Below are 26013 nucleotides of genomic sequence, written 5' to 3'. Positions count from 1 at the left end.
CATCCGACAAGTCCGCAGGGACGCGGGACCTCCACTTAGGGCGAGGAGGAGGCGGGCTTCAGGCGGTGGGCGAGCTGGGAGTGGAAGAGCCAGCGGCCGAGGGCGGGCATCAGGAGCATCGCGCCGAGCATGTTGAAGAAAAAGAGAAAGCTGAGAAGGATGCCCATGTCGGCCTGAAACTTCAGTGTGGACCAGGCCCAGGTGCCGACGCCGGCGGCGAGGGCGCTGCCGGTGAACATCACCGAGGTGCCCATGGTGCCGAAGGCGAAGCAGAGGGCGTCCTCGAAGGTGTCGCCTTGCGCCAAGCGTTCCTGGATGGCGGAGAACAGGTAGATGCCGTAGTCCACGCCGATGCCGACGCCGAGGGCGATGACGGGGAGGGTGGAGGTCTTGAGGCCGATGTTGAGGTAGAATTTCAGGGCGTAGCCGAGGTAGGAAACCACGACGAGCGGGACGATCACGCAGAGCGCGCCGCGCCAGGAACGGAACGAGATGAGGCAGAGCACGATCACGGCGGCGTAGACCCAGAGGATCATGGGCGTCTGAGCGGCGGCGACGACCTCGTTGGTCGCGGCCATCACGCCGATGTTGCCGGTGGCGAGCTGGAGCTTAACGCGCGGGTTGTCGTGGGTGGCGCGGAAGTCCTTCACGGCGGCGATGACGCGCTTGATGGTCTCGGCCTTGTGGTCCTTGAGATAGATCATCACGGGGATGACGCTACCGTCGTTGTTGAGGAAGCCGCTGGAGGTCTCGACGGGCGAGACGGCCTGGGCGAGGGCGTGCTGGTTGCGGGGGATGACGCGCCACTTGAGGCTGCCCTCGTTCCAGCCGGCGTTAATGGTGCGGGCGTAGTCGGTGAGGGCGGCGGTGGACTGGACGCCCTCGACGTTGCGCATGCGCCAGGCGAAGGTGTCGATCAGGGTCATGACGTCGTGCTCGACGACGCCGTTGGGCACGGTCTCGGCCAGGACGGTGATGACGTCCACGCCGATGCTGAATTCCTTGGTGATGACGGCGGTGTCGCGGTTGTAGCGCGAGTCTTGGCGGAGTTCGGGCACGCCGGCGTGGAGGTCGCCAATCTTGACCTGGGAGGACTTGACCCAGCCGAAGACGAGGAGCGCGAGGGAGACCACGATGATCACGACCGAGCTGCGCGGGCCGGTGGTGAAGTTGACGAGGCGGCGCCACCAGGGCTGGAGGGCGAAGCGGCGGAAGTTCACGCGCTTGCGGAAGCCGGGTGACATCTTCGTGTAGGAGATGAGCACGGGCAGCAGGAAGCGGTCGGTGAAGATGATGAGGAAGACGCCGAGGCTGGCGGTGATGGCGAGTTCCTGGATGGTGGGCACGTGCACGAGGTAGATCGTGCTGAAGCCGACGGTGCCGGTGAGGATGGCCACGCAGCCGGGGATGAAGAGGTTGCTGAACGAGGCGCGGGCGGCGGCATGTTCATCCTTGCCCATGTTGATCTCGAAGCGGAACGACCGGAGCATCTGCGTCGCGTGGCTCAGGGCGATGGCGAAGATCAGGAACGGGACGAGGATGGAGAGCGGGTCGATGCCGAAGCCGAGGAGGTTGAGGATGCCGAATTGCCACACCACGGCGCAGAAGGACGTGAGCAGCGGCAGCACCGTCAGCATCAGGGACTGCGAGAAGTAGAAGAGCAGGACGGCGGAGATCACGAGGGCGATCGCGAAGAACACGAGGACGCCCTTGGCGCCGTCGGTGATGTCGCCGATGACCTTGGCGAAGCCGATGACATGCACGCTGATCGTGTCGGACTGGAACTTGGCGCGGATGGTGGTCTCTAGGGCGGCGGCGACCTGGGCGTAGTCGAGGGTGCGGCCGGTCTGCGGGTCGACCTCCTGGAGCGAGGCAATGACGGCGGCGCCGGTGTAGTCGTTGGCTACAAGCATGCCGAGGCGTCCGGACTTCACGATGTTCTGCCGGACCTGCTCAAACCCGGCGGGCGTGGGGGCGAAGTCGGCGGGGATGACGTTGCCGCCCTGCAGGCCCTCCTCGACGACCTCGATGTAGCGGACGTTGGGGGTGAAGATGGACATCACCTGGGCGCGGTCGACGCCGGGCAGGTAGTAGGTCTCGTCGGTGACGGCCTTGAGGGTTTTGAAGAATTCCGGGGTGAAGATGTCGCCATTCTTCGCGACCAGGGCGATGACGACGCGATTGGCGCCGCCGAACTGCGTGCGATGCTTCTTGAAGTTGTCGATGTACTCGTGGTCGGTGGGGAGCTGCTTGTCGAAGCTGGCGTCCACGCGGGTCTTGGCGGCGAACCAGCCGAGCCAGGCGGTGATCAGGGCGAAGACGGCCAGCGTGAGCAGGCGGTGGCGGAAGATGATTTCCTCGAGGCGGGCGATCATGGCAGGGTGAGGCGGGCGACGCCTTTTTCGCCGACGACGACGAGGGCGCCGTCGGTGGCCTCGAGGAGGGCGCTGACGCCGCCGGTGTAAGTGAGGGGTTGCCAGGGGGTGAAGGTCGCGCCGGCGTCGCGGCTGATGTTGAAATTGCCGCCGAGGCCGGCGAGCACGATCGGGCCGGCCTTCAGAGAGACGCCGGCCATCAGAAGAACGGGGACCTTGGTCTCACGCGGAGACCAGGTGGCGCCGGCGTCGTCCGAGGCGAAGACGCGTCCGCGCAGGCCGTAGACGAGGAGGCGGGAGGCATCGAGGGGCAGCAGGCCGTGGAGGGAGCCGTCGTAGGGGGCATCGAGGATAGTCCACGGACCGGCGGGGTTGCGGGCGGTGAGCAGGGTGCCCATTTCGCCGGCGAGGTAGAGGGTGCCGTCGGGCGAGCGGGCGATCTGGTTGAGATGCATCTCCTCCGCGCTAGGCGAGTATGAGGTCCAGATCCGGCCGCCGTCGGTCGTGACGAGACATTTGCCGTAGGCGCCGACGACGAAGCCGTGTTGGGCATCGGCAAAGGCGACGTCAAGCAGGACGGTCTCGAGGTCCTGGCCGGAGGGCTGTTGGGTCCAGGTGAGGCCGGCGTCGGCGGTGTGGAGGATCACGCCGTCATGGCCGACGGCCCAGCCGTGGGTGGCGTCGCCGAAGGCCACGCCGGTGAGCATGGCGCGGGTGGGGACGATGATCTGGCGCCAGGTGACGCCCTCATCATCCGAAAGCAGCACGTGGCCGCGGTCGCCGACGGCGACGAGGCGCGGGCCGGCGCGGGTGACATCGAGCAGGAGGGATTGGGCGGCGAGCGGGGCGGGCTCGGAGGATTCGGCGGCGTGGGCCGGAGCGAAAGGGAGGAGGAAAGTGAGAGTAAGACAGGCCAGGACCCGCCGGGACAGGTTGTTCTGTGGGTCAGCGCGCTTGCGCTCGCCTGCACAGAGCGCCCGCGAGCGGGCTGCCCACAGGGGGGAGGAGCGTGCAGTCGGAGTCGGGGCGTGAAGCCCCTCCCACGTTCTGCCGAGGAATGCACTTATCCGGGAGCGGGTAGGGAAGGCCGCGGGGATGGGAAATCGGCGGTCAGGGGTCGTCACAACAGCCTGGGGCAGGCGGAGCATTCCGGAATGTTGTTTCGGTTCACGGGGCCCGCAAGCCAAAGCACGGCGCATTAAATGAAAAACCCGGCCGGAATATTGTCCGGCCGGGTCGGGATGGGGCTGGCTACCCGTTCAGCGCACGCCTTCCTGGCGGAGCTTGGCGGGGGTGTAGTCCTGCGGGGTGCGCTTCAGGCCGTAGTTGTACATCTTCTGCTCGTTATCGAGGCCGATGGCCAGGTAGCGGCCGGCGAGCAGATCGGTGTGCACCTCGAGGGTGCTCCAGAAGATCTGCGCGTCGTAGTAGTTGATGCAATGGGCCTCGGAGGCGCGCCAGAGCTGGCCGCGGCCGTCATACTGATCAACGGCGACGGCCTGCCAGCTGTCCTCGTCGATGTAGAAGGTGCGGCGGGAGTAGACGTGGTTGGTGCCGGGCTTGAGCGTGGCTTCCACGACCCACACGCGGTGCAACTCGTAGCGGGTGAGGTCTTGGTTGATGTGGAGCGGCTTGATGATGTCGGCCGTCTTCACGTCACCGCTGTGCAGGCGGTAGGAATTGTAGGGGACGTACATTTCCTTTTTGCCGACGAGCTTCCAGTCGTAGCGATCGGTGGCGCCGTTGAACATGTCGAACTGGTCGGAGGTACGCATGCCGTCGGAGGCGGTGCCGGGGTTGTCGTACTCGACGGAGGGCGCGAGGCGGACGCGGCGCTGGCCGGCGTTGTAGATCCAGGCGCGGCGCTTTTCCTTCACCTGGTCCATGGTCTCGTGGACGACGAGGATGGAGCCGGCGAGGCGGGCGGGGGCGGTGACGGCCTGCTTGAAGTAGATGAGCACGTTTTGCTCGGCGAGTTCCTTGAGCAACTGCTCCTGCGGGATGTCATCGCGGCAGTAGTTGAAGAGGAACTCGTCCTCGAACTGCACGAGGTTGTAGCTGCCGTCGCGCTGGGGGGCGGCCTGGCCGATGAAGCGCTCGGCGGCGATGCCGCGGTAGCGCACCAGGTGGTTCCAGATCACCTCGAGGCCGGTGGTCGGCTGGGTGAAGGGGATGCCGAGGACGCAGCCGCTGATGCCGTTGCCGCCCTCGGTGAGCGCGGCCGTCGTGGCGTACTTCTTGGTGGCGTCGTAGACCGACTGGGGGTTTGAGGCGGTGCGGTGGGAGCGGTAGACCGGGAGCTTGTAGGTGCCGGGGTAGGCCTTGAGGAGCGCCTGCTGGCCGGCGGTGAGCTTGTCGGCATACTGCGCGGCGTTGTCCGCGGTGATGGTAAACAGCGGGGTTTCGCCGGCGAAGGGATCGGGGTGGTGGGAGCCGGGCTGGAAGCCGGCGGGGGCGGCGGTGAGACCGCCGGTCCAGGCCGGGATGGAACCGTCGGCGTTGCCGGCGATCTCCCCGCCGAGCGGGGTGAGGTCGGCGCCGAGGCGGGCGGGGTCGGCCGCTTGCACCGAGGTCAAAAGACAAAGGACGGAGACCAGAGGAAGAGTCGTTTTCATGGATGCGTAAGGGGAGGGGCGGCGGTTTAGAACGAATACTTCAGGGTGGCGGAGACGTAGTCGCGGTCGCCGAGGAGGTTGTAGCGGCCGGCGCCGGTGAAGTTCACGTAGCGCAGCTCGACGGCCCAGGCGTTCTGGTAGGTGAAGTCGGCACCGAGGGTGACGGTCTTGCGGCCGTGGAGGAAGTTGCCGAGCGGGGCGGGGGTGTTGCCGCCGACGTCGTGGGCGAAGACGACGAGGGGGGAGACGTTCACGCCGGCGAAAAGGTTGTTGTAGTCGAGGCGGCCGACGAGGGCGTAGCCCCAGGAGAAGTCGTCGGCGAAGGCCTCGGACGGTTCGCTGAGCGGCATGGTGCCGGCGGTGTTGCTGCCGGAGCCGTTCATGTAGGCGAGCTCGCCGCCGACGAAGGTGCCGGCGCCCTCGTAGCGGAGGACGTTCTTGGCCGGCAGGTCGGCGCTGACGAAGCCGGTCTCGGCGATGAAGGTGGACTGGGCGGCCCCGAGGATGCCCCGACCGACCTTGGTGGCGGTGAGTTGGCCGGTGATGACCTTGTGGCGGCGGAAACCCTCGATGCGGGTGTTCAGCTGGCCACCGTAGTTGCCAAGCTGGTTGTTGGTCCCGAAGGCGGGGTTGATCGAGGAGAGGGCGGCGAAGAGCAGCTCGACGTCGTCCACCTGGAGGGGCTGGTTGGAGCGGTAGCTGAGCTCGCCCTGGAACGCGATGCCCTTGAGGCTGGTGTTGAAGCTGGCGCCGACGAGGTGGATGTCCTCCGGGAACTCGATCAGGTAGTTGGCCGTCTGGGCCGAGGTGAGGAAGCCGATGGTGCGGGCGCCCGCGGCGATGGTCTGGGCCGCGGGGTAGAACGGCTGCATATTGGCCGGCAAGGCGCCGATCGGCACACTCGTGAGGGCGGCGCCGACGAGGGTCTGCAGGACAGTGGGGGTGGCAGCGCCGAAGACGGGGACCAGCGCCGGGGCCAGGTTGGCGGTGGCGAGGGACGTCGCCGTGGAGACGACCAGAGCGGTGCTGATGGCGGAGCGCGGGGTCCGGGCCGAGATCGTGGGCAGCCGGCTGTGGTAGTTCATGTAGAACAGGCCGAATTCCGTGCTGTTGAGGTGCTCGGCGAAATAACGGAAATTCACCCCGTACTGGCCGGAGTCATCGGGCACGCCGTCGGGCCCGCGCGTGACGGGGCCGAGCGGGGCAGTGTCGGCGATGGCGCCGAAGCCGAGGTAGACCTTGCGGCCGCCCTTGGCGACAAAGTCATTGGTGCTGAAAAAGGTGCCCGGGGGGTCGACGCGGGTGCGCTTCCAGTCGAGGAGGTAGAAGGCCTCGAGGCTGAGGTTCTCGGTCAGGCTGAGGGAGCCGGAGACCATGTTCACCGGGAGCAGGGCTTCCTTGAGTTCGGAACCGGGCGTGCGCAGCTTGGCAACATCGATCGGGTTGACGGAGTTGATGCCGTTGGGGATGAAGGTGCTCTCGCCCCAGCTGAGGACCTGCTGGCCGAGGCGGAAGGTCGCGGGCATGGTGCCGAGGTCGGTCTTGTAGTAGACGTAGGCGTCGAGCAGCTCGCCGCCCTCGCCGACGAGGTCGAGCGCGTCGTCGCTGAGCGGGGTGCGCTCGCGGGTGCCGTTGGTGTTGACGAAGTCGTTGAAGTAATAGCCGCGGACGAAGAGGCCGGCGTTGCGGTAGTCGAGCTGGAGGTCGTGGCTGGCCTTGACGAGGAACGAGGCCATGCCCTGGCCATAGTTCAGATTGCCATCATCGGCATTGGAGGAGCGCTGGAGGCCGCCGGCGGAGATGCTGTAGTACTGCCGCGAGGGGTCGTTCAGGCGGTAGAGGCCGCCGACGGACAGGGTGGTGTCGAAGCTGCCCTTGAGTTCGCCGATTTCAAAGACGGCCGCCGAGGCAAAGGGTGCGACACCGGCGAGGGCCGCGACGGCAAACAAGGACCGGCGCAGGCGGAGTGAGATGGCATAGCTTGGGTTCATAGTAGAATGAGGCGTGGGCACAGTCAGGCCCGCAGGACGGTGGCAGGGGTTGGGGGTAGGGGCAGGCCGATGCCTGCGGTGGGTGGGGGATGAAGTTGCGATTTTGTCATAAAGACAAGTGCCAAAGGGCCCTGGCCGGGTGTGTATTCTTTTCCGGAATAGCGTTTTGACCCACGCGTCGAATCGGCAACCTTCCCCCCGTGGACGCCGCCTCGCACATTCACATCAAGGGAGCCCGGGAGCACAATCTCCGGAACCTCGAGCTGCGCATCCCGCGGGGCAAGCTGGTCGTCCTCACCGGGCCCAGCGGCTCGGGCAAGTCCTCGCTGGCCTTCGACACGATCTACGCGGAGGGCTACCGGAAATACATGGAGAGCCTCTCCGCCTCGGCCCGGCAGGTGCTGGAGCAGCTGAAGCGACCGGACGTGGATTTTATCCATGGTCTTTCCCCCGTCCTCGCCATCGAGCAGCGCACCGGCGGCGGATCGCCGCGCAGCACCGTGGCAACGGTCACGGAGGTGGCGGACTATGCCCGCCTGCTCTGGGCGCTCTGCGGCGAGCAGCGCTGTCCGAAGGACGGCGGGCGGGTGACGAAACGCTCGCTCGATGATTGTGTGAAACAGCTTTTCCGCGACGCGCCCGGCGAGCGGGCCATCGTGCTGGCGCCCTGGATGACGGCCAAGCCCTCGGTCCTGCGGGACGAGTTGCCGCGGCTGCGCCAGCGCGGGTTTCAGCGCGTGCGCGTCGCCGGCGAGATCAAATCGCTCGACGAACCCCGCCTCGTACCCAACGGGGCCGAGGCGCTCGTGGTTGAACTCGTGGTGGACCGGTTGGTGGTCAGCGCCGACCAGCGCAGCCGCCTGGCGGATTCCCTGGAACTGGCGTTTCGCGAGGGGCAGAACCGCGCCCTCGTGCTGGTGCAGAAGACGGCCGAGTCACCCTGGCGCGAGATCCCGCTGAGCCAGAGCCTGAGTTGTGTGATCTGCGGGGATGTGTTCGCGCCCCTGACGCCGCGGAATTTTTCCTTCAACCACAGCGAAGGTGCCTGCACGGAATGCGGCGGGCTGGGCCGCAAGCTGACCTTCAGCGAGGAACTGATCGTGGCCCGGCCGGACAAGTCCATCCGCGAGGGCGCAATCAAGCCCTGGCGGATCGGCGGACGCAACCTGATCATCCGGCACAACTCGATCCTGAAGCAGCTCGCCGAGCAGCTGCCCTTCGATCCCGAGATTCCGTGGCAGGACCTGCCGGCGGAGACGCGGCAGGCCCTGTTGCACGGGGCGGGCGAGCGGCTGTTCAGTTTCCGCATCCGTCGCACGTCGCAGGCGGAGGCCAAACCCTTTCCCGGTATTATTGCGATGCTGGACCAGAGCCGGCGCGAGTCGCGCAGCGACGGTTTCCGGGCGCGGTTGTCGACCTTCATGGCGAGCGGGGACTGTCCGTCGTGCCATGGTTTGAGGCTGAATGCGCGGAGCGCGGCGGTGCGGGTGGGGGTGGTTTCGGACCAGCCCGAGGGCGACGCTAAAATCAAGGCGGGGCCGGTCGGAGAACGGGCCTACTTGGGCTTCGCCGAGTTCATGGGCTTGGACATCCGGCGGGCGCTGGAATTCATGCAGGGGCTGCGGGCCGTTCTCCCCGCGACCGACGCCGTGCGCGAGGTGCTGGACGGGGTCACCCAGCGGTTGCATTTCCTGGCGGAGACCGGGCTCGGCTACCTCACGCTGGAACGCGAGTACGCCACGCTCTCCGGCGGCGAGGCGCAGCGCGTGCGGCTGGCCACGCAGCTGGGCATGGGGTTGGTCGGGGTGATCTATGTGCTGGATGAGCCCAGCATCGGCCTGCACCCGCATGACAACCAGCGGCTGCTGGCGACGCTCCGGGAATTGCGTGACCGCGGCAACACGGTGCTCGTCGTCGAGCACGACGCCGACACGATGCGCATCGCCGACGAGTTGATCGAACTCGGGCCGGGCGCCGGCACGGAGGGCGGGCAAATTCTCTTCCAAGGATCGCCGGTCGACTGCGCGAAGCTCCCGGCGACCACCTCGCGCACCGGTGCTTATCTCGGCGGCAAGCTCGGGGTGGAGAAGGACGCCAAGCTCAAGAAACCGGATGATCGCTGGCTGGTGGTCAAGGGGGCTGCCGCGAACAACCTCAAGAACGTTGAGGCGCGTTTCCCGGTGGGGCTCCTGACCTGCGTCACGGGCGTCTCGGGTTCGGGCAAGAGCACGCTCGTGAACGACATCCTGGCCGTGGCCGCCGCGCGCAAGCTGAACGGCGCCACGAAGGAGTTTCCCGGCAAGCACCGCGGCCTGACCGGGCTTGATCACTTTGAGAAGGCCGTGCAGGTGGACCAGGAGCCCATCGGCCGCAGCCCGCGGTCCAACCCGGCGAGCTATGTCGGGTTGCTCGACCTGTTGCGCGACCTCTTTGCCAAGCTGCCGCTGGCCAAGGTGCGCGGGTACAAGGCGAACCGTTTCAGTTTCAACGTGCGCGGCGGACGCTGCGAACGCTGCCAGGGCGACGGCCAGATCCGCCTCGACATGCAGTTCATGGCCGACGCCTACGCGCCGTGTCCGAGCTGCGACGGCCAGCGCTTCAACCGGGAGACCTTGGAGGTGCGATACCACGGCAAAAGCATCGCCGATGTGCTCGACCTAACTGTACGGGAGGCGATGGAGCTGTTCCGGGCGCACCCGCGGATCAACGAGAAGCTGGTGACGCTCGACGCGGTAGGCTTGGGCTACCTCCATCTCGGTCAGTCGGCCACAACCCTGTCGGGCGGCGAGGCGCAGCGCATCAAACTCTCACTCGAGCTGAGCAAGCGCGAGCAGGGCACGACGCTCTACATCCTCGACGAGCCGACGACGGGCCTGAACTGGACGGACATCCAGCGGCTGGTGGATCTCCTTTTCAAACTGCGTGACGCCGGCAACACCCTCGTGGTGATCGAGCACAACCTCGATGTGATCCGGCTGGCGGACTGGGTGGTTGACCTCGGCCCCGGCGGCGGGCCGGAGGGCGGGCAGATCGTGTATGCGGGCGCCGTGGAGGGATTGGTGCGGGAGAAGGGCTCGCTGACGGGTGTGGCGCTGGCGGAGGAGGGGAAGAAGTAAGAAGGAAGAAGGATGAATTAAGAAATCCGAGCAGCCTAGCTCGGTCCTTCTACCTTCTTAATTCTTACTTCATCATTCCCGCGAATTGCGGGTGGCTCTCGATTTTCGCGGCGAAGGCGGCTTGCTGGGCTTCGGTCAGGCCGGCGGGGAATTTGGCGTCGCTGCGGCGCCAGCGGGCGATCCAATCGGCGCCGAGGAGCTTAGGGGCGGCGGGGTCATCCGCGCGGGTGTCCCGGTGCGTGAATGCCACGGTCGTGGTGGCCTTGGGTCCGGTGCCGACGCCCTCGGCCACGAAGAAGCCGGCGGAGAGCAGGGCGGCCCGCACCCCGGTGCCGGCGGCGTAGGTGTAGAGCTCCGCCGGACGGGCCGCGACATGGCGGTGGATGCGGGCGAAGACCTCGGGTACCCACAGGCCGGTGTCGGTCTTGGCGGAGAACGGGTCGTAGTAAATCAGGTCCGGCGGCGGGGCGCCCTCGAGGTGTTCCAGGAAATCACCGCGCAGGAGGCGCCAGTCGATCAGGCCGGAGGCGTGGCCCCAGCGGCTCTTGTGCAGGAGGCCGTGCGGCGCGCCATGGCGGAGGTGCGGGAAGTGTGAGGCGTGGCGGGCGGCGAGCAGCAAGGGGTCGAGGTCGCGCTCGAAACTGATGAGGTGCAGCGGGCGCAACGCGTCCGGCCCGGCGGCCGCGAGCTCGGCCTCCAGGCGGTGGATGGCGGCCATGGCGTTGGAGGCGGCGCCGAGCCCGACATCCCAGACGACCAGCGGCGCGGTGTCCTCCGGCGAGCGCCGGCGCAGGCGGTGGGCCAGGCGCGATTGCTCGATGTAGAGCCGGTTGGCCTCGTCCTCGGGCGCGGAGACGGAGTGCATGACCTCGCCGGAGCTGCGTTGGCGGATGCTGGAGAAACCCTGCGGCGAGGTCTGGATCTCGTAGTCGCCGCGATGCGGGTTGGCCTTGGCGCGTGGCTTGGAGGTGGGGACGGAGGGGTTGGCCTCGTCCTCGCGGACCAGCGCCACGCGCTGGCGCTCGTAGTAGGCCAGGAAGTCGCCCGCGAGGATGGAGGCGCGGATCTCGGCCATCAGGCGGGTGTAGAACGAGAGATTGTGGATCGAGAGCAGGTGCCAGCCGAGCACCTCGTCGGACTTCGTCAGGTGGTGCAGGTAGGCGCGGGAATAGCGCGTGCAGGTCGGGCAGGGGCAGGCGGCGTCGAGGGGTGTTTCCGCGAACTTGTAGATCCCGCGGCGGCAGTGGATGCGGCCGTGGGAGGTGAAGGCCGTGCCGCGCTGGGCCAGTTGGGTGGGAATGATGCAGTCGAACATGTCCACGCCGCGGTGGACGGACTCGAGGATGTCGATCGGGGTGCCGACGCCCATGAGGTAGCGCGGGAGGTTTTTCGGCAGGTGGTCGGTGGCAAGGCCGCAGAACTCGTAGCGCTGTTCGTGGGTTTCCCCGACGGCGAGGCCGCCGATGGCCAGGCCGTCAAAGGGCAGGGCGCGGAGGAACTCGGCACTTTGCTGGCGCAGGTCGCGGTGGCAGGCGCCCTGCACGATACCGAAGAGGGCCTGCGGGGAGTCGCCGCGGGCCTCCAGGGAACGCACGGCCCAACGGTGGGTGAGGTGCATGGCGGTCTCGGTCTCGGCGTGGGAGGCGGTCGACGGGATGCACTGGTCGAGCACCATCATGATGTCGCTGCCGATGGCCCGTTGCATGGCGATGCTGGATTCGGGCGAGAGGAAGTGCACGGCCCCGTCGACGTAGCTGCGGAACTGGGCGCCCGCCTCGGTCATGACGCGGGACTCGGGCAGGGAGAAGATCTGGAAGCCGCCGGAGTCGGTGAGGACGGGGCGGTCCCAGTCCATGAAGCGGTGGATGCCGCCAAATTTCCGGAAGACCTCCGGGCCGGGGCGGAGCAGGAGGTGGTAGGTGTTGGCGAGCAGGACCTGGGCGTCCACGGCCTTCAGGCCGTCCACCGTCATGTTTTTCACGGTCGCCTGGGTGCCCACCGGCATGAAGACGGGGGTGCGGACCTCGCCGTGGGCGGTGGTGAAGTGGGCCGCGCGGGCCTTGGAGCCGGGGGATTCCTTTTCGAGGGTGAAGGCGAGGCGGGACATGCGCAGGGTTGGAGCGCAATGGCTTGGGGCGCGGCGCGGCGGATGGCAAGACGGCAGGAACCGGCAATCAAGCCGGCGGCACGAAGAATGAAGCTGCCTGCCCAGGGAGGGCAGGGTTCTTCCATCATCCTGCTTAATGCCTACTTTCCGAACCGGCTGGCGTCTTCCTCGTAGCGGGTGATGTGGTCCTGGACGCAGGCCATCCAGAAGTCGCAGGCGGCGCGGTAGCTTTCGGTGCCCTTGACCTTGCGGCCGAAGTACGCGGCGCGGTTCATGAGGGCCCGTTCGTAGAGGCTGGCGCCGGGGCTGACGGTTTCGGGGCGTTCGGCCCAGGTCCGGCGCAGCACGGACAGGCTGGCCCGGCGTTCGATCGCCGTGCCAAAGCGCAGCTGGAGATTGGGCAAGCGGTAGCTGTCGTCGGCGCAGCTGCTGAGCAGGGCACAGACGACCAGCAGGCAAACGGCCCGAAAAAGGCGGGTCATGGGTGCTAATCGGCCGGGCCGGGCCTTTCCTGAGAGGGAAAGTGCACAACCTGCAACTTTGGGCCGGGTCGCGGTGTGATTACGGCATCCGGCCAATCGGCCGACCGCCCAACCTCAATCAAACCACCCATGAAATCCCTCCATACCCTGATCGTTGCCGCCGGCCTTGCTGCCGCGTTGTCCGTTTCGTCCTTTGCCGCTGAATCCGAAGCCGGTTACATCGACATCGGCCAGCTGATGCCCTCCGCGAAGGGCGAGTTTGTCGAGGTCAACATCTCCTCGGGCATGCTCAAGTTTGCCGCCAAGATCGCGGCCAAACAGGAGCCCGAGGCCGCCGCGCTGCTCAGCAGCCTGAAGCGGGTCCGGGTCAACGTCGTGGCCATGGATGATTCCAACCGGGAAGGCACGGTCGCCCAGATCGAGGGCATCCGTCGCAAGCTCGAGTCCCAAGGCTGGACCAAGATGGTGACCGTGCGCGAAGGCGAGGAAGGCGACAATGTCGACGTCCACGTGATGCAGCGCAGCGAGGATGTCATCGACGGCGTCGTCGTCACCGTCCTGGACCGCAAAGGTGAGGCCGTCTTTGTGAACATCGTCGGCCACATCAATGCCGACCAGATCGCCACCCTGGCCGAGAACCTGGACATCCAGCCCCTCAAAAACGTCCGCCTGAAGATGAACAAGGGCGAGGACAAGTCCGGGGACGAAGCCTGAACAAAAACCAATTAAGAAGGATGAAGGAAGAAGGATGAATCACCGGACCCTTGTTAGAACCGAGCCGCGTCGCTTCCTCCCTTCTTAATTCATCCTTCTTCCTTCTTACTTTCCCATGACCTCCGCCACACCTCCTGTGATCAAGTCCGAGCGTCGCCTGGCCCGCTGGATGATGCTGGTTATCGTGATGCTGGTTGCTCCCATCGTGGTCGTCGGGGTCGGGGTGGTCTCGATGTTCCGGCTCGATCGCGATGCCGCCGCCCTCCGCCGCGAGGTCATGGCGGCGACCGACGCCGAGTGGAGCACCAAGGTCCAGGTCAGCGCGGGTTGGGTCTCGTTGGGTCTCGTCCGGACGGGGCTGCGTTTCGTGCAACATGAAAACATGGATGATGCCCGGCTGGCGCTTTCCTCCGTGCGCAACGTCAGCGTAGGCGTCTACGACAAGGTCAGTCGAGGCCAGTCCTGGTCCCGCGACCAGCTGCTGACCAAGACCGATGAACGCATGCGGAAACGCGGCTGGACGAGGCTCGTCGGGGTGACCGAGGAAAACCAGGCCGTCCTGGTTTACGCCACGGACGCCATCGACACCGGTGACCGCATGGATCTCTGCCTCGCGGTCGTGGATGGCGACGAGATGGTCATCGTCTCAACCAACGTGGACGCGGGAACCCTATTGAAGCTCGCGGAACGGCACATGCCGGAGGGCGGGTTCGGGAAGAAGGTGAAGCTGGCAAAGCTGGCGCTCTGAAAGGAAGAAGGAAGAAGGAGGAATTAAGAAAGGGACAGGGATCAGACATCTCTGGACTTCATAATTCTTAATTCATCCTTCTTACTTTTCCGCGTGTCCGTCCTTCCCCTTATCGTCCACCTTGATGCCGATGCTTTCTTCGTATCCTGCGAGCTGTCGGTGCGGCCGGAGCTGCGGGGGACGAAGTGCGCGGTGGGTGGCCGCGAGCGCGGGATCATTTCTTCCGCCAGCTACGAGGCCCGGGCCTGCGGCGTCTACACGCCAATGCCGACGAAGCTGGCGCTGAAGGTGTGCCCGGACCTGATTTTGCTCCCGCATACCTCGGGCATCTACAGCAAGAAGTCGCGCGAGATGTTCGACCGGTGCGAGTCGGTCACGCCGCTGGTGCAGCGCAATTCCATCGACGAGGGGTACCTCGACCTCGGGCCCTGCGGATTCAAGACGGCGGCGGAAATCGAGCGGCGGATGCGGGCCCTGCAGCAGCAGCTCTGGGATGAGCTGCAGATCCCGACCTCGTTCGGCATCGCGAGCAACAAGCTTGTATCCGCCATCGCCAGCAAGGCGCGCAAGCCCAAGGGATTCACGGTCGTGCCCCCGGGGCAGGAAGCGGCGTTTCTGGCGCCGCTCAAGATCAGCGTCATCCCGGGCGTCGGGAAGAAGAGCGAGGAACGACTGGCCGCCGCGGGTATCCGCCTGGTCAGCGACCTGTTTACCCGCAGCGAGGGGGATTTGAAGGCGCTGTTCGGGAGCGCGTGGTCGGAGATGCTGGAGATGGCCCGCGGCGAGGACGACCGGCCGGTGGAGACCGACCATGAGGACGCCAAGAGCTATTCCGTGCAGGAGACCTTCGGGCAGGACATCAGTGATTTCGCCGAGATCGAGTGCATCGCCAAGCGGATGATCGACGAACTGATGCCGGCCATCCGAGCCGACGGGAAACGGGTGAAGACCATGACGGTGAAGGTGCGTTATCCCGGCATGGAGAACAGCACGGCCGGACGCAGCCTGACCGAGGCGACGGACCTGGAGGCGCCGTTTTATCCGCTGGTGAGGACGCTCCTGCCGGCCGCGTGGACGAAGCGCCGGCCGCTGCGGTTGGTGAGCGTGCGGTTTTCGGGCGTGGAGGAGAAGGGGGCGCAGTTGGAGATGTTCGCCCAGACCGACGAGAAGAAGCGGCGGCTGGCCGCGGTCCTGGACAAGCTCAACGACCAGGGGAAGAAAGGGGTGGTCCGGCACGGGCACCAGCTAGGCAAGACTGAGGACCACGGATTACACGGATAGCACAGATTAAGGCTTTCTCTTTTTTTATCCGTGTTCATCCGTGTAATCCGTGGTTAACAAATCCGAAATCGAACAACGCATCGTCGTCGCCAAGCAGGCCGTCCAGGCCGAGACGGCGCTCATGCACCGGGAGTTCGGGCGGGCGCGGTCGGTGATCAAGCATGACGGCACCAAGGTGACGCCGGTGGACATCGCCATCTCGGAGCACCTGATGGCGGCCATCGCGCAGGCGTTCCCGTCCGACCAGTTTTTCAGCGAGGAACTCGCCCCGACGGCCGAGCCCGTGCCCGTGACCTCCCGGTTCTGTTGGGTGTGCGACCCGATCGACGGGACGAACAATTATGCGAACGGGATCGCCCACTGCGCCATCTCGCTCGCCCTGCTCGAGCACGGCAAACCGGTTTACGGAGTGATTTATGATCTGGCCCGGCGGACGCTGATCCACGGCGGCCCGGGCTTTGGGGTGTGGGATGGTGAGAACCAGGTCCGCTCGCGGCCGGAGGGTCCGGACCGGCACAGCCTGATCGGCTTCCATTCGCCGGTGGAGAAGATTTACGCCGACGAGGGCCGGCGGGTGATCGAGAATTTCAAGATCCGCGGCCTTGGCAGCAGCACCTTGCACCTGGCCTACGTGGCCGTCGGCCTGCTGGACGGGGTGGTGGAGCACAACAACAAGATCTGGGACATCGCCGCCTCCTGCGCCCTCGTCGAGGAGTCCGGCGCCGAGATCCACTATTTTGCCGCCCCGCCGTTCCCGATGAAGGAATTCTCCCTCAAGTCCGCCCGGGTCCAGTACGTGACGGGCAGCAAGGCGATGGTGGCGAAGCTGCGGGAAATCTTGGGCCGGTAAGACCACGGCGAGTCGACCGAGGCGTTAGCGGAGCGGCCTGCGGGTTCAATGGAGCGCGGGCGCGACCTCGCCCGCTTGGGCAATCACACCAGATACGACTGCAAGGGCACCGGATCGAGGACCTTGGCGTTGGGAAGCTTTTCCCTGAGCTGCTCCATGAACCAGGCGCGGGCGGGCGGGTCGCCGTGGGTGAGGACGATGGAGCGGGGGTTGCACTGCACGGCGTAAGCGAGGAGTTCCTCGCGGTCGGCGTGGCCGCTGAGTTCGAAGCGCTCGACCTGGCAGCGGAGCTTCACCTTCACGTTGGCGGCCTCAAAGAGGAAGGGTTCGCCGCTCCGCGCGGCGAGGAGGTGGCCACCGGGGGTGTCGGGGTCGCAGTAGCCGACGAAGCAGATGCTGTGCTTGGGCGAGGCGGCGAGGGAGGCGGCGAGGGTGTAGGAGGGCGTGCGCTCCACGAGCATGCCCGCGCTCACGACGTAGATGCCCTGCTGGCCGGGCTCCTTGCCGGCGACGGTGTCGCGGGGCGTCTTGCGGACGCCGAGTTCCTTCAGGATGGTGCGGGTGAAGTGCACGGTGCCGGTCTTCTTGGCGATGTCGTCGAAGAGGTCGGCGATGTCCATGCCCAGGCCGGAGGCGAAGATCGGGGCGTCCACCAGCTTGTGGAATTTCCGGGCATCATGGAGGATCGCCATGATCTCCTGCATGCGGCCGAGAGCGAAAACCGGGATGAGGACGGAGCCACCCCGCTGGATCGTGGCGTTGATCGTGTCCACCAGGCGGATCATTTCCGTGGACCGGGTGACGCCGGGGGTGCTCTCGGTGGCGCCGCGGGTGGTTTCGGTGACGAGGGTGTCGAAGCGGGCGGACGGGAACTTGGCGCCGGGGATGATGCGCTGGGTGTTGAAGAGGACGTCGCCGGTGAAGAAGAGGCGGCGGTGCTTGTGGATGACCTCGACGGCGGCGGCCCCGGGGATGTGGCCGGCCGGGTGGAGGATGAACTCGATCTCGTCCTTGGCCCCGGAGAATTTCTTGGCGTGGCCGGTCGGCTGGGCGTACATCCGGGCGAGGCCGCGGTTGACCTCGTCGCGGGTGAAGAGCGGGTAGTCGGGTGTGCCCTTCTCCTCGCGCTCGCGGGTCATCACGCTGACGGAGTTATGGAGCATGCGCTCGATCAGGATCCGGCTGGCCGGGGTCATGATGACGGGCACGTCGGGGTACCGGCGCATCAACAGGGGCAGGGAGCCGATGTGGTCGAGGTGGCAGTGCGTGATGATGATCAGGTCGAGCTTCACGCCCTCCAGCGGGCTGAGATCCGGGGCGGCCTCGCGGCCGGATTTCTTGGGGTGCAGGCCGCTGTCGATGACGAGGTGGAAATCGCCGAGCTGGACGTAGAGCGAGTTGGCGCCGATGCCGCCGTCGCTGTTGAGGTCAATGAGCTTCATGGGGCGGCTACAGACAGGCGGGCAGGCCGGGCGGGTGCAAGTTTTTGTCGGACGGGATTTCGCGCCCGAGAGGGCCGGCCGGCGGCGCGAAAGGAAGAAGTAAGAATTAAGAAGGAAGAAATCGGAAGCGGATCGATCCGGTTTCTTAATTCTTCCTTCTTAATTCTTACTTCCGGGATCTCCCTCAGTTCCGCGGGACGTTCAGGTCGAAGGGCGGGATGCGGACGAAGATCCGGGCGCCGTGTTCGTCGAGGCCGTGAAAGCTGCCGTGGGCGCGGGCGTCGCCGGAACCGACGTGGTAGCTGTTGTAGGAAAAGTGCTCGCCGGGGGCGAGGGTGGGGGTCTCGCCGACGATCTTGTCGCCCTCGACCACCAGCCGGGTGCCGTCGGCGTGCTCGATGATCCATTTCCGGCCCAGGAGGGTCACGGTGCGGTCGGAGTCATTGTGGATGCTCAGGAAATAGATGAACGCGTGCGGCTGGTCGGGCGGCAGGTCGCTGCCCCGTGGCGGTAGACGAGGTTGTCGAGTTCGACCCGGAGACCGGGCAGTTCGAGCGAGGCGGACATGAGGGGAGGATGCAGGGAAACCGGAAACTTGAAACCTGAAACCTGAGGCCAGCCCATAAAACCATCGGGCGGGCATCTTGGGCGCAGCGAAGGATCCGCCACTATCACCGCCGCGGTTCTCAGGCTGGATTCTCCGCTGCGCCCGGAATGACACGCGGAGCCGGCTGCCGGCCGGCTTTCGGCTTGCGGAGGCTTTGGGCCGAACGCACAAAGGCTGTTCCTATGGAAAAGCTCGCGCTGCTCTCGGTCAGTGACAAACGCGGCCTCGTGGATTTTGCCACGGCGCTCGTGAAACAGCATGGTTACCGCCTGCTCTCGACCGGCGGCACGGCCAAGCTCCTCGCCGACGCCGGGCTGCCCGTGACGGAGGTAAGCCAGCACACGGGTTTCCCGGAGATGATGGAAGGGCGCGTGAAGACCCTGCATCCCAAGATCCACGGCGGGCTGCTGTGCCGCCGGGACAAAGCCGACCACCTGGCCGCCGCGGCGGCGCACGGGATCGCCCTGATCGACCTGGTGGTGGTGAACCTTTATCCCTTCGAGCAGACGGTCGCCAAGCCGCACGTGGAGTTCGAGGAGGCGATCGAGAACATCGACATCGGCGGCCCGTCGATGCTGCGCAGCGCGGCCAAGAACCATGAGAGCGTGACCGTCGTGTGCGACCCGGCCGATTACGCCGCCGTCGTGGTGGGGCTGGCGAACCCGGCCGGCATGGGGGCGCTGCGGCGCAAGCTCGCGCTCAAGGTCTTCCAGCGCACGGGCGCCTACGACACGGCGATCGCGAAATACCTCGAGGGCCAGCAGGCCGAGCCCGACTTGGAGGCGATGAGCGGTTTCCCGGCGACCTATGCGGTCTCGCTCAAGAAGGCCCAGAGCCTGCGTTACGGCGAGAACCCGCACCAGAAGGCGGCGCTCTACGGCACGTTCCACGAGCATTTCTCCCAGCTGCAGGGCAAGGAACTCAGCTATAACAACATCCTGGACATCACCTCGGCCACCTACCTGATCGGCGAGTTCGAGCGTCCGACGGTGGCGATCCTGAAGCACACGAACCCCTGCGGCGTCGCCAGCGCCGACACCCTGATCGAGGCGTGGCACAAGGCCTACGCCACGGACCGCCAGGCGCCCTTCGGCGGCATCATCGTGGTGAACCAGACCCTCGGCCTCGACCTGGCCGAGCAGATCAAGGACATCTTCACCGAGGTGATCATCGCCCCGCGCTTCTCGGACGAGGCGCTGGCGATCTTCGCCAAGAAAAAGAACCTTCGCCTCATGATCGCCAAGGAAGGCATCGGCGCCGACGCGCTCCAGGAGGTGCGGTCAGTCATCGGCGGCGTGCTGGTGCAGGACCGGGACCGCTCGATGGAAAAGCCGGCGGGCTGCAAGGTGGTGACCAAGCGCGAGCCCACGCCCGAGGAATGGGCCGCGATGCTCTTCGGCTGGAAGGTCGGCAAGCACGTAAAGTCCAATGCCATCGTCTACTGCCGCGGCGAGCAGACCCTCGGCATCGGGGCCGGCCAGATGGCCCGCGTGGACAGCTCGCGCATCGCCGTCTGGAAGGCGGGCGAGGCCAAGCTCGATTTGAAGGGTTCGGTCGTGGCCAGCGAGGCGCTGTTTCCCTTTGCCGACGGCCTGATCGCCGCCGCCGACGCGGGCGCCACCTGCGCCATCCAGCCCGGTGGCTCGGTGCGCGACGAGGAGGTCATCAAGGCCGCCGACGAGCGCGGCATGGCGATGGTCTTCACCGGCGTGCGGCACTTTAAGCACTGAGGGGCGGGGCAGCCTTAACTCAACGTGGGCCAGCGACCTTGGTCGCGCTCCGGGGAGAGCGGGCTCGATCGCTGAGACGTCTCAAAGCGATACGATGTCGAATGTCCGGGAGCGCGTGGGCATGCTGGAGCGCGAGCAAGCTCGCTGGCCCACAGGGACCGGGTCCGCTCGACCCGCGCCGGGCCGGACCCGCCGTGGGGCTTGCACGCGATGCCCGGGCATGCAGCATGCGGGCACTTGCAAGCCACCACCTACCTCATCCCGCCCGAGAAACGCCGCGAACGCGCCGACAAGGTGCTGGCCGCCGCCTTTCCGGAGCACAGCCGCGCGGCGTTCCAGCGCGCCCTGGAGGCGGGGTTGGTCAAGGCCGACGGCGTGGTCATTTCCCAGGCCAACGAGGTGCGCGGCGGTCAGACCCTGGAGTTCAGCTTTCCCGAAGTGACGGCCGCGGTGATCACGGCGGTGGACATCCCGCTCGAGGTGATCTTTGAGGACAAGCACCTCATCGTGCTCAACAAGGCCGCCGGCATGGTGGTCCATCCGGGCATCGGCACGGGCGAGGACACCATGGTTCATGCGCTCCTGGCCCATTGTAAGGGCGAGCTGAGCGGCATCGGCGGCGTGGAGCGTCCGGGCATCGTCCACCGGCTCGACAAGGAGACGACCGGCCTGCTGGTGGTGGCGAAAAACGACGCCGCGCACCGGGCGCTGGCGGACCAGTTTGCCTCGCGCACCCTGCGCAAGGAATACGTCGCCATCGTGTCCGGCGTGCCCAAGACCGACAGCGGCACGATCGACCGGAGCATCAGCCGCCACCCCGTGCACCGGCACCGGATGACGACGGGCGAGGGCGGACGACCCTCGCGGACGGACTGGGAAGTGGAGAAGAAATTTGGGGTGCACGCCGCCCTGGTGCGTTGCCGCATTCACACGGGCCGCACGCACCAGATCCGGGTGCACATGAAATCGCTCGGGCACCCGGTGCTGGGGGACGAGACTTATGGTTGGAAACAGAACCCGGCCCTGCCGGTGCCGCCGCGGGTGATGCTGCATGCCGAGCACCTCGTGTTCAGCCACCCCGTCAGCGCCAAGGTGCTCGACCTGAACGCCCCGCTGCCCAAGGACTTCAAGCAGATGCTGGCGGCGTTGAAGAAGGTGAAGGTGTAGGGCGGGGTCGCCGAACCCCGCCGCGTACGTAGCATCCCATTCGCAGGAAGGCGGGATTCGGCGATCCCGCCCTACAACAAGGCGGCTGGCAGAGACGCGGGCCCTCCAAGGGCAGCCCGGTGGTCCCGCGGCCGCGGGACACCCTACAAAACCCTTGCGGCTCTCCCGGGGTTTCCGTTTCGTGCGCTTTTCCGGACGCTTAGCTCAGTTGGTTAGAGCACCTCGCTTACACCGAGGCTGTCGGGGGTTCGAGTCCCTCAGCGTCCATATCACCTTTTTATGAAAATCATCCTCGCCACCCGCAAAAGCCCGCTGGCCCTGACGCAGACCGAAATGGTCATGGCCCGTTTCCGGGCGGTCATCCCCGGGGCGGACTGTGAGCTGCTGAAGATTGTCACCACCGGCGACAAGCAGGCCGAGTGGTCGCTGGCCAAGCAGGGGGGCAAGGGCCTGTTCACGGCCGAGCTGGAGCAGGCGCTCCTGCGGGGCGAGGCCGACCTGGCCGTGCACAGCTGCAAGGACCTGCCGGGCGAAAATCCCCCGGGTCTGGTGGTCGCGGGGTTCCTGCCCCGCGAGGTCACGCACGACGTGTTGATCCTGCGCGAGGGGGTAACGGTGCCCGCCACGATTGGCACCAGCAGCCCGCGCCGGCAGCAGCAGATCGCCAAGCTCTTCCCGCAGGCGACTTTCACCGAGATCCGCGGCAACGTGGACACCCGCCTCAAGAAGATCGCCGCCGGCAACGCCGATGCGACCATCCTCGCCGGGGCCGGCATGAAGCGGCTGGGCATCACGAGCTGGCCGGGCGTCGTGTTCCGTCCGTTGACCTTCGCCGAGAGCGTCCCGGCCGTGGGGCAGGGGGCCATCGCCCTGCAATGTCGCGCCGGCGATGAGGGGAAGTTTGTACCCGCGCTCGACGCCGCCACCGCCCGGGCCGTGAACCTCGAGCGCGCCTTCCAGGCGCGCATCGGCGCCGGCTGCCAGATCGCGTTCGCGGCGCATGCCGTCGGCGCCACACTGCACTTTTTCCACGAAAAGACCGGCATCCGCACGCTGCCGCTCAGCGAGACGGACTACGCCGATCCGATGGCGGCGGCCGGGCGCATCCTGCGCGAGTTGGGGTTCTGAGGGTAGTCACATCACATCCATGTCTGACAAAAAATCACTTTCCGGCCGCCGCATCGTCATCACCCGTCCCGCGGGCTCGTCCGCCGACTGGCGGGCCCGTCTCGAGACGCTGGGCGCCGAGGTCATTGAACTGCCCCTGATCAAGGTGAGCAAGGACGTGAACCCCGAGACCCTCACCGAGGTGTTCGAGGGCCTGAGCAGCTACGAGTGGATCATCTTCACGAGCGTCAACGGCGTGAAGTTCTTCTTCGAGGAGTTCCACCGGGTCTATGACGACATCCGCTCGATCGGCCTGGTGCGCATCGCCGCGGTCGGCGAGGCGACCGCCGCCGCGGTGCGCGAGCAGCACCTGCGCGTGGATTTGCAGCCGAAAAAGGCCTCCGGGGAGGAACTGGCCTTTGAATTGATCGACCGCGAGGCGATGGACAGCGCCAAGGTCCTGGTCATCACGGGCAATCGCAACCGCGAGGCCCTGGTGGAGAAGCTCCACGAGTCGGGCACGATCGTGGACACCCTGCCAGTCTACAAGACCGAGGAGACCGACCTGGCCGCCGACCCGGTGGCGGGTGATTTCCGCGCCAAGGGGGCCGATGCCATCCTGTTTGCCAGCCCATCCGCCGTGCAGTCCTTCTTCGACCAGGCGGCGGCGCTCAAGCTCGGGGCCAAGGCCCGCAAGCCGCGCGCCGGCAGCATCGGGTCGACCACGACCGCCGCGATGAAGCAGCTCGGCCTGCCGGTGGATTTTGAGGCCGCCGAGCCCAGCCTCGATTCGCTGGTCGAGGCCCTGATGCCCAAGCTTCCCCGCGGATAACGCGGATACCGCGGATAAGTTTTGCCCTATCCGCGTCCATCCGCGTAATTCGCGGAGAATCCTTCTGCATGAAAGTTCCCTTTCTCGATTTGAAACTCCAGCACGCGCCGCTCCGGGCGGAGGTGCTGGCGGCGCTGGCCGACACCTACGACAACACGCGCTTTTGCCTCGGCAAGGACGTGGAGAACTTCGAGCAGGGCTTCAGCGCCGCGTTCGGCCATCCGCGGACGCTGGGGATGAACAGCGGCACCTCGCCCCTCCATGTCGCGTCGATCTGCGGCGGGTTCGGCCCGGGTGACGAGATCATCACCACGCCCTTCACCTTTGCCTCCAGCTGCTGGGGCATCAGCTACGTCGGCGCCACGCCGGTGTTTGTCGACATCGACCCCGACACCTGGTGCATCAGCCCCGAGGCCATCGCCCGGGCGATCACCCCGAAGACCAAGGGCATCGTGGTCGTGCATATCTTCGGCCAGCCGGCGCGGATGGACGAAATCATGGCCCTTGCACAGCAGCACAAACTGTTCGTCGTCGAGGACTGCGCGCAGGCGGTCGGCGCCCGGTACAAGGACCGTCCCGTCGGCGCGATCGGTGATTGCGGCACCTTCAGTTTTTATCCGACCAAGAACCTCGGCGCCTGCGGCGAGGGCGGGGCCTTCGTCTCGAAGCACGAGGCGGTGATGGCCAAGGCGCAGCTTCTGCGCGTGCACGGTTCGCCCCGGCGTTACGCGCACAGCGAGGTCGGGTTCAATTTCCGCATGGATGGGTTCCAGGGTGCGATCCTCGGCATCAAGCTGAAGCACATCGCGGCGTGGACCGCCCGGCGCCGGGCGATTGCGGCGAAGTATCGGGCCGGGATCACGCGAGCGGACGTCCAGCTGCCGGTCGTTCCGGCTTACGGCGAGAGTGTCTGGCACCAGTTCACTTTGCTGCATCCGCAACGGGACGCCCTGCGGGCCCACCTGGAGAAGCACGGCATCGGCACGGAGATCATCTACCCGGGCCCGATGCACCGGCAGGAATGTTATGCCTCGCTCGGTTACGCCGCCGGCAGCCTGCCGGTCGCGGAGAAGACGAGTGCGACCTGCCTGAGCCTGCCGATCTTCGCGGAGCTGACCGACGAGCAGATCGAGCACGTAATCAAAACCATCAATGCGTTTTAACCACAGAGACACGGAGGACACAGAGATGAAGCAGCAAACTGGGTTACTCTGTGCTCTCTGTGCCTCGGTGGTTAAATTTCGATGATCAATGGCGTCAGACTCAAGGTGTGCGGGCTCACCTCGCTGGTGGATGCCGACGCGGCCGATGCCGTCGGGGCGGATGCGCTGGGGTTCATCTTTTATCCGAAGTCGCCCCGCGGGATCACGCTGACGCAGTTTGCCGCGATGAAAGACCGTCTGCCGCCGCGGAAGAAGGTGGCGGTGAGCGTCGAGCCCGCAGCGGCTGACCTCGCGGCGCAGTCCGCCGCGGGCTTTGATTTCTTCCAAATCCATTTCAGCGCGGACACCCCGACCTACCTGGTCGCCTCATGGGCGGAGACGGTGGGCCTGTCGCGTCTGTGGCTCGCACCGAAGCTGCCCCCGGGCAGGACGTGAAAGCCGACTGGCTGCCGCTGGCCGACACCCTGCTGCTCGACACCTTCCATGCCGACAAGTTCGGCGGCACGGGCGAGACGGGCGACTGGGCCAAGTTCAAGCGTCACCGCGACGCGCACCCCAAGAAGACGTGGATCCTTTCCGGCGGACTGAAACCCGACAACGTCGCCGCGGCCGTCACGGCCACGGGGGCGAAGTACCTCGACGTGAACAGCGGCGTGGAGCAGTCCCCGGGGGTGAAGGATCCCGCGAAGCTCAAGGCCCTCGTACTCGCGTTGCATCAGGCCACGAAGCAGGGCAATCCGGCTTACGGTTGAGCGTGAGGTAAAGGAAACGGCGTTCCGGCTGGTGGAGCCGACGCGGATTCCCTGTTTACTGGTTTTCGATGGCGGTGCCGACGAGCAGCAGGACGGAGGGAACGAGGTTGTGCAGGGCGTGCAGCGCCGCCGTCATGTAAATGGCGTGGCGCCGCGAGCGGGTCTCCCAGTTCAGGTAGCAGATGGAGAAGATCAGGAACGGCCAGAAAACCCCAAGTCCCCAGGCCGGCGCCGACAGTGAATGCAAGCCGGCCCACAACAGGCAGGACACGATGGCGAGTGGAACCTGTCCTTTCAGGAAGAGGCGCAGTCCGGCAAAAAGCACGACCATCATGAGCGTCTCCACCAGAGGTGATACGACGCAAATCATGATGGCTATAAAGAGGGGTGACATGCCGCGGAAATCGGGTGTATCGGACGGGAAGGTCAACCCGACCGCGATGGCGATGGGCATCGAGATCGACAGATCCACGAGCAGCGCCCGGCGCAGGTAGCGGGCCGGAGACTGGGTGACATCGAACAAACCGGCCCAAAGGATGGCCAGCCAGGCGGTGAGGCGTCGCAGCAAAAGCACGGGGGATGAAAGGTGGCGGCCCGGTGCTGAGAACGCACAAAGTCCGGGGTCGTGCAATCCACTTTGTGGCCCCTGCGGGCGGGTGTGACCGGCCTGCTACCGCGCGCGACGCTTCTGTCGAGAACCGCCCTTCATGAGCCACCAGGAACTGCCCAGGAGCAGGACAAAACCCGCGGCATAATAGCTGTGGTGGGTGAGCACGCGGGTTTTGCCATCGATCCCGGTCTTGAGGTACGTGAGGCCGGTTTCCGTCTTGCCGGCCAGGGAGACGCCGCGGCCGTAGCCGGCATAGAGGCACCAGAGGCCCGCGAGGAAAGCGGCGAGGGCGAGGAGGAGTTGGAGGAAGCGGGGCATGTCCCA

22 protein-coding genes and 1 tRNA gene are annotated in these 26013 nt (G+C 66.2%); 13 read left to right on the top strand and 10 right to left on the bottom strand.

What is annotated here, in order from left to right:
- Positions 1–35: 35 nt before the first annotated feature.
- From Verru16B_RS15390 to Verru16B_RS15375, 4 genes are all read right to left on the bottom strand, one after another.
- A complete protein-coding gene (locus Verru16B_RS15390) occupies positions 36–2375 on the bottom strand; it encodes an efflux RND transporter permease subunit (RefSeq protein ID WP_069963112.1) in 2340 nt (779 codons plus the stop codon).
- Positions 2372–3523, bottom strand: coding sequence for a WD40/YVTN/BNR-like repeat-containing protein (locus Verru16B_RS15385; protein ID WP_157772452.1), 1152 nt, complete (start codon positions 3521–3523; stop codon positions 2372–2374). Before Verru16B_RS15385 ends, Verru16B_RS15390 begins: the two co-directional genes overlap by 4 nt.
- Positions 3524–3634: 111 nt before the next feature.
- Complete coding sequence (locus Verru16B_RS15380) at positions 3635–4990, bottom strand: DUF1329 domain-containing protein (RefSeq protein ID WP_069963111.1); 1356 nt, start codon at positions 4988–4990, stop codon at positions 3635–3637.
- Positions 4991–5016: 26 nt separating this feature from the next.
- Positions 5017–6981 (bottom strand): DUF1302 domain-containing protein, encoded by a 1965-nt coding sequence (locus Verru16B_RS15375; protein WP_069963110.1) that lies wholly within the window; start codon positions 6979–6981, stop codon positions 5017–5019.
- Positions 6982–7181: 200 nt separating this feature from the next.
- Here Verru16B_RS15375 and uvrA point away from each other — a divergent pair, with 200 nt between their 5' ends.
- Positions 7182–10097 carry an excinuclease ABC subunit UvrA gene (uvrA, locus tag Verru16B_RS15370; RefSeq protein WP_237023434.1) on the top strand — a complete coding sequence of 972 codons (2916 nt, stop codon included), beginning with the start codon at positions 7182–7184 and terminating at the stop codon, positions 10095–10097.
- Positions 10098–10161: 64 nt separating this feature from the next.
- Here the strand turns inward: uvrA and tgt are convergent, their stop codons facing one another.
- Together tgt and Verru16B_RS15360 are read right to left on the bottom strand one after the other, a co-directional pair.
- On the bottom strand, positions 10162–12204 hold the full coding sequence (tgt, locus tag Verru16B_RS15365) for a tRNA guanosine(34) transglycosylase Tgt (RefSeq protein WP_069963108.1): 2043 nt from the start codon (positions 12202–12204) through the stop codon (positions 10162–10164).
- 140 nt (positions 12205–12344) lie between these two features.
- Complete coding sequence (locus tag Verru16B_RS15360; protein WP_069963107.1) at positions 12345–12686, bottom strand: hypothetical protein; 342 nt, start codon at positions 12684–12686, stop codon at positions 12345–12347.
- A 129-nt stretch (positions 12687–12815) separates the two neighbouring features.
- Between Verru16B_RS15360 and Verru16B_RS15355 the strand changes: the two genes are divergently transcribed.
- The 4 genes from Verru16B_RS15355 to Verru16B_RS15340 all read left to right on the top strand — a co-directional run bounded on the left by Verru16B_RS15355 (position 12816) and on the right by Verru16B_RS15340 (position 16279).
- Positions 12816–13400, top strand: coding sequence for a DUF4252 domain-containing protein (locus Verru16B_RS15355; RefSeq protein WP_069963106.1), 585 nt, complete (start codon positions 12816–12818; stop codon positions 13398–13400).
- Between the two features lie 115 nt (positions 13401–13515).
- The gene (locus Verru16B_RS15350) at positions 13516–14148 is read left to right on the top strand and encodes a hypothetical protein (protein WP_069963105.1); all 633 of its coding nucleotides are present in this window, start codon (positions 13516–13518) and stop codon (positions 14146–14148) included.
- A gap of 93 nt (positions 14149–14241) precedes the next feature.
- On the top strand, positions 14242–15429 hold the full coding sequence (locus Verru16B_RS15345) for a Y-family DNA polymerase (protein WP_069963104.1): 1188 nt from the start codon (positions 14242–14244) through the stop codon (positions 15427–15429).
- 49 nt (positions 15430–15478) lie between these two features.
- On the top strand, positions 15479–16279 hold the full coding sequence (locus Verru16B_RS15340; protein WP_069963103.1) for an inositol monophosphatase family protein: 801 nt from the start codon (positions 15479–15481) through the stop codon (positions 16277–16279).
- An 83-nt stretch (positions 16280–16362) separates the two neighbouring features.
- Here the strand turns inward: Verru16B_RS15340 and Verru16B_RS15335 are convergent, their stop codons facing one another.
- Positions 16363–17721, bottom strand: coding sequence for an MBL fold metallo-hydrolase (locus tag Verru16B_RS15335; protein ID WP_069963102.1), 1359 nt, complete (start codon positions 17719–17721; stop codon positions 16363–16365).
- Between the two features lie 184 nt (positions 17722–17905).
- The gene (locus Verru16B_RS18960; RefSeq protein WP_237023433.1) at positions 17906–18148 is read right to left on the bottom strand and encodes an ApaG domain-containing protein; all 243 of its coding nucleotides are present in this window, start codon (positions 18146–18148) and stop codon (positions 17906–17908) included.
- A 362-nt stretch (positions 18149–18510) separates the two neighbouring features.
- Between Verru16B_RS18960 and purH the strand changes: the two genes are divergently transcribed.
- From purH to Verru16B_RS19015, 8 genes are all read left to right on the top strand, one after another.
- The gene (purH, locus tag Verru16B_RS15325) at positions 18511–20058 is read left to right on the top strand and encodes a bifunctional phosphoribosylaminoimidazolecarboxamide formyltransferase/IMP cyclohydrolase (protein ID WP_069963101.1); all 1548 of its coding nucleotides are present in this window, start codon (positions 18511–18513) and stop codon (positions 20056–20058) included.
- 237 nt (positions 20059–20295) lie between these two features.
- On the top strand, positions 20296–21225 hold the full coding sequence (locus tag Verru16B_RS15320; RefSeq protein ID WP_237023432.1) for an RluA family pseudouridine synthase: 930 nt from the start codon (positions 20296–20298) through the stop codon (positions 21223–21225).
- A gap of 193 nt (positions 21226–21418) precedes the next feature.
- Positions 21419–21492: transfer RNA gene (locus Verru16B_RS15315), tRNA-Val, on the top strand.
- A gap of 12 nt (positions 21493–21504) precedes the next feature.
- Positions 21505–22353 carry a hydroxymethylbilane synthase gene (hemC, locus tag Verru16B_RS15310; protein ID WP_069963099.1) on the top strand — a complete coding sequence of 283 codons (849 nt, stop codon included), beginning with the start codon at positions 21505–21507 and terminating at the stop codon, positions 22351–22353.
- 19 nt (positions 22354–22372) lie between these two features.
- The gene (locus tag Verru16B_RS15305; RefSeq protein ID WP_069963098.1) at positions 22373–23164 is read left to right on the top strand and encodes a uroporphyrinogen-III synthase; all 792 of its coding nucleotides are present in this window, start codon (positions 22373–22375) and stop codon (positions 23162–23164) included.
- A gap of 68 nt (positions 23165–23232) precedes the next feature.
- Positions 23233–24327 carry a DegT/DnrJ/EryC1/StrS family aminotransferase gene (locus Verru16B_RS15300; protein ID WP_069963097.1) on the top strand — a complete coding sequence of 365 codons (1095 nt, stop codon included), beginning with the start codon at positions 23233–23235 and terminating at the stop codon, positions 24325–24327.
- An 81-nt stretch (positions 24328–24408) separates the two neighbouring features.
- The gene (gene trpF, locus Verru16B_RS19020) at positions 24409–24762 is read left to right on the top strand and encodes a phosphoribosylanthranilate isomerase (protein WP_250637535.1); all 354 of its coding nucleotides are present in this window, start codon (positions 24409–24411) and stop codon (positions 24760–24762) included.
- Positions 24759–25079: a phosphoribosylanthranilate isomerase gene (locus Verru16B_RS19015; RefSeq protein WP_250637534.1), complete on the top strand. Its 321-nt coding sequence runs from the start codon at positions 24759–24761 to the stop codon at positions 25077–25079. Before trpF ends, Verru16B_RS19015 begins: the two co-directional genes overlap by 4 nt.
- 55 nt (positions 25080–25134) lie before the next feature.
- Here Verru16B_RS19015 and Verru16B_RS15290 read toward each other — a convergent pair whose 3' ends face one another.
- Positions 25135–25653 (bottom strand): CPBP family glutamic-type intramembrane protease, encoded by a 519-nt coding sequence (locus Verru16B_RS15290; protein WP_157772451.1) that lies wholly within the window; start codon positions 25651–25653, stop codon positions 25135–25137.
- 96 nt (positions 25654–25749) lie between these two features.
- Positions 25750–26007: a hypothetical protein gene (locus Verru16B_RS15285; RefSeq protein WP_069963096.1), complete on the bottom strand. Its 258-nt coding sequence runs from the start codon at positions 26005–26007 to the stop codon at positions 25750–25752.
- Positions 26008–26013 lie beyond the last annotated feature (6 nt).

This window comes from Lacunisphaera limnophila (assembly GCF_001746835.1).
Lineage (GTDB): Bacteria > Verrucomicrobiota > Verrucomicrobiia > Opitutales > Opitutaceae > Lacunisphaera > Lacunisphaera limnophila.
This window is presented reverse-complemented; position numbering and strand designations above follow the sequence as displayed.

Coding starts and splice junctions, on each gene's coding strand:
- Verru16B_RS15390 (WP_069963112.1), bottom strand. CDS start 2,375: ATGATCGCCCGCCTCGAGGAAATCATCTTCCGCCACCGCCTGCTCACG.
- Verru16B_RS15385 (WP_157772452.1), bottom strand. CDS start 3,523: ATGCTCCGCCTGCCCCAGGCTGTTGTGACGACCCCTGACCGCCGATTT.
- Verru16B_RS15380 (WP_069963111.1), bottom strand. CDS start 4,990: ATGAAAACGACTCTTCCTCTGGTCTCCGTCCTTTGTCTTTTGACCTCG.
- Verru16B_RS15375 (WP_069963110.1), bottom strand. CDS start 6,981: ATGAACCCAAGCTATGCCATCTCACTCCGCCTGCGCCGGTCCTTGTTT.
- tgt (WP_069963108.1), bottom strand. CDS start 12,204: ATGTCCCGCCTCGCCTTCACCCTCGAAAAGGAATCCCCCGGCTCCAAG.
- Verru16B_RS15360 (WP_069963107.1), bottom strand. CDS start 12,686: ATGACCCGCCTTTTTCGGGCCGTTTGCCTGCTGGTCGTCTGTGCCCTG.
- Verru16B_RS15355 (WP_069963106.1), top strand. CDS start 12,816: ATGAAATCCCTCCATACCCTGATCGTTGCCGCCGGCCTTGCTGCCGCG.
- Verru16B_RS15350 (WP_069963105.1), top strand. CDS start 13,516: ATGACCTCCGCCACACCTCCTGTGATCAAGTCCGAGCGTCGCCTGGCC.
- Verru16B_RS15335 (WP_069963102.1), bottom strand. CDS start 17,721: ATGAAGCTCATTGACCTCAACAGCGACGGCGGCATCGGCGCCAACTCG.
- purH (WP_069963101.1), top strand. CDS start 18,511: ATGGAAAAGCTCGCGCTGCTCTCGGTCAGTGACAAACGCGGCCTCGTG.
- hemC (WP_069963099.1), top strand. CDS start 21,505: ATGAAAATCATCCTCGCCACCCGCAAAAGCCCGCTGGCCCTGACGCAG.
- Verru16B_RS15305 (WP_069963098.1), top strand. CDS start 22,373: ATGTCTGACAAAAAATCACTTTCCGGCCGCCGCATCGTCATCACCCGT.
- Verru16B_RS15300 (WP_069963097.1), top strand. CDS start 23,233: ATGAAAGTTCCCTTTCTCGATTTGAAACTCCAGCACGCGCCGCTCCGG.
- trpF (WP_250637535.1), top strand. CDS start 24,409: ATGATCAATGGCGTCAGACTCAAGGTGTGCGGGCTCACCTCGCTGGTG.
- Verru16B_RS15285 (WP_069963096.1), bottom strand. CDS start 26,007: ATGCCCCGCTTCCTCCAACTCCTCCTCGCCCTCGCCGCTTTCCTCGCG.